Source organism: Dapis hubbardiae BLCC-M172 (assembly GCF_050016015.1).
Taxonomy (GTDB): domain Bacteria; phylum Cyanobacteriota; class Cyanobacteriia; order Cyanobacteriales; family Microcoleaceae; genus Trichodesmium.
Genome location: NZ_JBNHEQ010000208.1, coordinates 17,738 through 22,464, shown reverse-complemented (window position 1 = coordinate 22,464; position 4,727 = coordinate 17,738). Strand labels below are relative to the sequence as shown.

General features: G+C 34.5%; 2 protein-coding genes. One reads left to right on the top strand and one right to left on the bottom strand.

Features of this window, described 5'->3' with window-relative positions:
• Nucleotides 1-2,822 (top strand): tetratricopeptide repeat protein (locus tag ACP6PK_RS19055; RefSeq protein WP_426561730.1); only part of this gene is annotated, 2,822 nt, incomplete at its 5' end.
• A 662-nt stretch (nt 2,823-3,484) separates the two neighbouring features.
• On the opposite strand, the gene ACP6PK_RS19050 is transcribed toward ACP6PK_RS19055, so the two are convergent.
• Entirely contained in the window at nt 3,485-4,345 is an 861-nt protein-coding gene (locus ACP6PK_RS19050) for a leucine-rich repeat domain-containing protein (RefSeq protein WP_426561728.1), read from the bottom strand.
• Nucleotides 4,346-4,727 lie beyond the last annotated feature (382 nt).

Below are 4,727 nucleotides of genomic sequence, written 5' to 3'. Positions count from 1 at the left end.
AAAAAACTGAGACGAATGTAGAGTCAGAAAAATCTACAGAAACGAAGTCGGATGTCGCAACTGAGAAATCTTCAGCAGTATCAGTAGATGAAACTTTAGGAAAAAAAACTGAGACGAATGTAGAGTCAGAAAAATCTACAGAAACGAAGTCGGATGTGGAAAGCGAGAAATCTGCAGAAGTATCACTAGATGAAAATTTAACAAAAAAACCTCAGACAGAGATTACAGATTATAAGGATAGTGATGTTAGCAACCAACAAGAACAAAGTCTCTCTGTAGACGAAGATCGCCAAAAGAAAATCGATTCCTTAAATGAAGCACTAAAACAAGATCCAAATCAAGCGGAGGTATACTATCGGCGAGGAAAAATACTCTCTAAACAAGGAAATTATGAGCAGGCGATCGCTGACTTTACTGAAGCACTAAGACTGAATATTGATAAAGCTTATTCCTATTTTAATCAACGAGGTGTTGCTCGTTCCCGTTTAGAAGATTATCAGGGAGCGCTTGATGATTTTACTCATGCGATAGAAATTGATTCGACTAATCCTAATGCTTGTCATAACAGAGGACGTCTTTACCATGTTATGAACAATTATGAACTTGCTATTAAGGATTTTACAGTAGTTATAGAAGCTAATCCTAAAGATGCAGACGCCTATAATAATCGCGGTATTTGTCTGTATGAAATGAAAGAATATGAGAGGGCGATCGCTGATTTTACGGAAGCTATTAAGGTTAATCCTGAAGATGCAGATGCTTATCATAATCGAGGAATTTCTAATTATGAGATAGGGGATCATCAACAAGCAATAGATGATTATACAGAAGCAATTAAACTTGAACCTACTGATGCTAAAAGTTATTATAATCGGGGTATAATTCGTTATTTCATTCAAGATGATGAAAGTGGAAGAGATGATTTTCAAAAAGCTGCTGATATCTATCAGGAAAAAGGAAAAAATGAGGATTATCAGGAAGTAATGAACATCATACGGAAAGATACCTCGGTAGGTGAAACTTTAGCACAAACGCCAGAGACTAATGTAGAGGTAGAAAAATCTTCAGAAACTAAGTCGGATGTGGTAAGGGAGAAATCTTCAGAAGTATTGGAAGATAAGACTTTAGTTAAAAAACCTCAGACAGAGATTACTGGTTATAAGGATAGTGATGTTAGCAACCAGCAAGAACAAAGTCTCTCTGTAGAGGAATATCGGCAACAGAAAATCAATTCCTTAAATGAAGCACTAAAACAAGATCCAAGTCAAGCTCATGTATACTATCGGCGAGGAAAAATACTCTCTAAACAAGGAAATTATCAGGAGGCGATCGCTGACTTTACTGAAGCACTCCGACTTAACCTTGATCGAGCTTATTCCTATTTTAATCAGCGTGGTGTTGCTCGTTCCCGTTTAGAAAATTATCGGGGAGCACTTACTGACTTTACTGCTGCCATAGAAATTGATGGGAGTAATCCTAAAGCTTGTCATAACAGAGGACGTCTTTACCATGGGATAAACAATTATGAACTGGCAATTCCAGATTTTACAGTAGTTATACAAGCTAATCCTCAAGATGCAGACTCCTATAATAATCGTGGTATTTGTCTTTATCAAATGAAACAATTTGAGGGAGCGATCGCTGATTTTACGGAAGCTATTAAGATTAATCCTCAAGATCCAGATGCTTACCATAATCGAGGAATTTCTCATAATGAAATAGGGGAACATCAAAAGGCAATAGATGATTATACAGAAGCAATTAAACTTGAACCTACTGATGCTAAAAGTTATTATAATCGGGGTATGATTCGTTATTTCGTTAAAGATGATAAAACCGGAATAGAGGACTTTCAAAAAGCTGCTGATATCTATCAGGAAAAAGGAGAAAATGAGGATTATCTGGCAGTAATGAACATCATACAGAAGGAGACAGCAGTAGAGGAAACTAAGTCGGATGTGGAAACCGAGAAATCTTCAGAAATATCAGTAGATGAAACTTTAGCAAAAAGACCAGAGACAGAGATTACTGATTATGATTATAAGGATAATGACGCTAACAACCAGCAAGAACAAACTATTTCTGTAGAGGAAGATCGCCAAAAGAGAATCGATTCCTTAACTGAAGCACTCAGAGTTAATCCAAATCAAGGTCATGTATACTACCAACGAGGCAAAATGCTTTCTCAACAAGGAAATTATCAGGAGGCGATCGCTGACTTTACTGAAGCACTCCGACTTAATCCTGATAAAGCTTATTCATATTTTAATCAACGAGGTGTTGCTCGTTCCCGTTTAGAAGATTATCAGGGAGCGCTTGATGATTTTACTCATGCGATAGAAATTGATTCGACTAATCCTAATGCTTGTCATAACAGAGGACGTCTTTACCATGTTATGAACAATTATGAACTTGCTATTAAGGATTTTACAGTAGTTATAGAAGCTAATCCTAAAGATGCAGATGCTTATAATAATCGTGGTATTTGTCTTTATGAAATGAAAGAATTTTATGGAGCGATCGCTGATTTTACGGAAGCTATTAAGGTTAATCCTCAAGATCCAGATGCTTATCATAATCGAGGTATTTCTAATTATGAAATAGGAGATCATCAGCAGGCAATAGATGATTATACAGAGGCAATTAAACTTGAACCTACGGATGCTAAAACTTATTATAATCGGGGTATGATTCGTTATTTCATTGAAGATTATCAGGGAGGAATAGATGACTTTCAAAAAGCTGCTGATATCTATCAACAAAAAGGAAAAGATGAAGATTATCTGGAAGTGATGAAAATGGTGAGGAAATTAAAGAAATAATTCAGATTACTTAGTTTAATCTCTATCATTTAATATCATGTCCGGTAGCATCGGTATTTTATAGCAAAGGTAGGGAAAAGGGAACAACAGGAAGGAATACTTAAGGGCAATAAAAAAACTTAAATTTCCTGTATATATTGATCCTTAGATTTACACAAACGATACCAGCGGACATGATTTAACTAGAGTTATATTGAGCCAAAAGATTAATATTTGCTATGAAAACTTTTCACAAAATCCTTCCATGAAAAGTAATACTCCTAATGTCAATATTAGAGTAGGAAACTAATATATTATAGCGCTACGCGCTAGGGAATAGGGAATAGGGAATAGGGAATAGGGAATAGGGAATAGCTGTGCGACCCCGCGTCGCCGATAGGCGCAAGGGAACGCGCACCAAGAGAGGGAATAGTAAACTGTCAAAGGCTTTTCCTAGGTCATGCTGCGCAAACAAGATTTAGAAATGTCAAGAGCCTTAATGCGTAGCGCTATATTGGTATACATAGATCGTAAAAAAATGAATTATAAACTTATATCATAATTTAGTTAAACACTTTGCTATCTAGGGATTTGTACTTAAATTACAATCAAACAACTAGATAAATATTATTCTGAATAGGGATTTAATCTGACATGATATGATGCCAGTTTTATGTTGAATTTCAGAAACAAATTGCATCTGGATTATTAGGACAAACTTGTCTGGCAATTGGGTTATTGTGAATATAAACCTCTGTTAAATTAAATTTGCTCATCAAAGATAACAAAGTATTGCCATTAGAAACTTTGTTGGAATTAAGATTTATCGTAGTTAGTTTTTCCAAAGAACCAAGAGGTGTGGTATCAGATATTTGGTTGTTACTAAGATTAAGTTCAGTTAAATTAGTTAGTGAACTGAGAGGACTAATATCAGAAATTTGGTTACGACTTAAATTAAGTTCTGTCAAATTAGTTAATGAACTGAGAGGACTAATATCTGATATTTTATTATCTGCCAGGAATAATTTATTCAAATTGGTTATTGAATTTAGGGGATTAATATTAGAAATTTGATTGTTGGAAAGAATGAGTTCTTGTAATTTTGTGAGTGACTCTATCGGAGTAATATCTGATATTTTGTTATAAGCAAGGTAGAGTCTTTCTAAGTTTGTTAATGATGCTAAAGGAGTTAAGTCTGATATTTGATTATTGTGTAAAACTAATCTAGTTAAATTAGGTAAAGAAGCTATAGGTTTAACATCATAAATTTGTCTGCTAACTAGATTTAATCTAGTAGTTAAAGATGCTATTTGAGCAGCTTGAGAACAATCTTCTGTACCAAATTTTACTAAAATTGCTTCAACAGTACGTTTAGCTTCTGGTGAAATATTATCTTTTTGATTACACCAATCAAAAAAATTATCGAAATTGGTAACTTGAGCTTGAGCAGTAGATTTGGGAATACTAGATATTCCAATAGTAAAAATTATTCCTAGGAAAGAATTTAAAACACAATTCATAATACTGGGATAGTTGATAGTCATTTTTTTGATTTTTTCCACTTGAGCAAAGACCAAAAAATTATACACTAGACTTGTCGCTTAATAACTTAAAAAATTGCAAAGAACCCTCATTTCTAAAGCTTGTAGTTATTAAGGAGAAAAAATACTTGAAATAATTGCTAATATCAAATCCGCTTGCTAGAGTTCCCGATAAATCAGAGTAATAAGAAACCGGGTTTGTGGGAGGTAGATGTTATAGCGCTACGCGCTAGGGAATAGGGAATAGGGAATAGGGAATAGTAGATTAATAAAGGGTTTTAGGATTTAGAAATGTCAAGAGCCTTAATGCGTAGCGCTATAATATGCTGGAGCATTTAAAACAAACCCGGTTTCTATGCTTTTTGAACCGATACTACCGGATTTG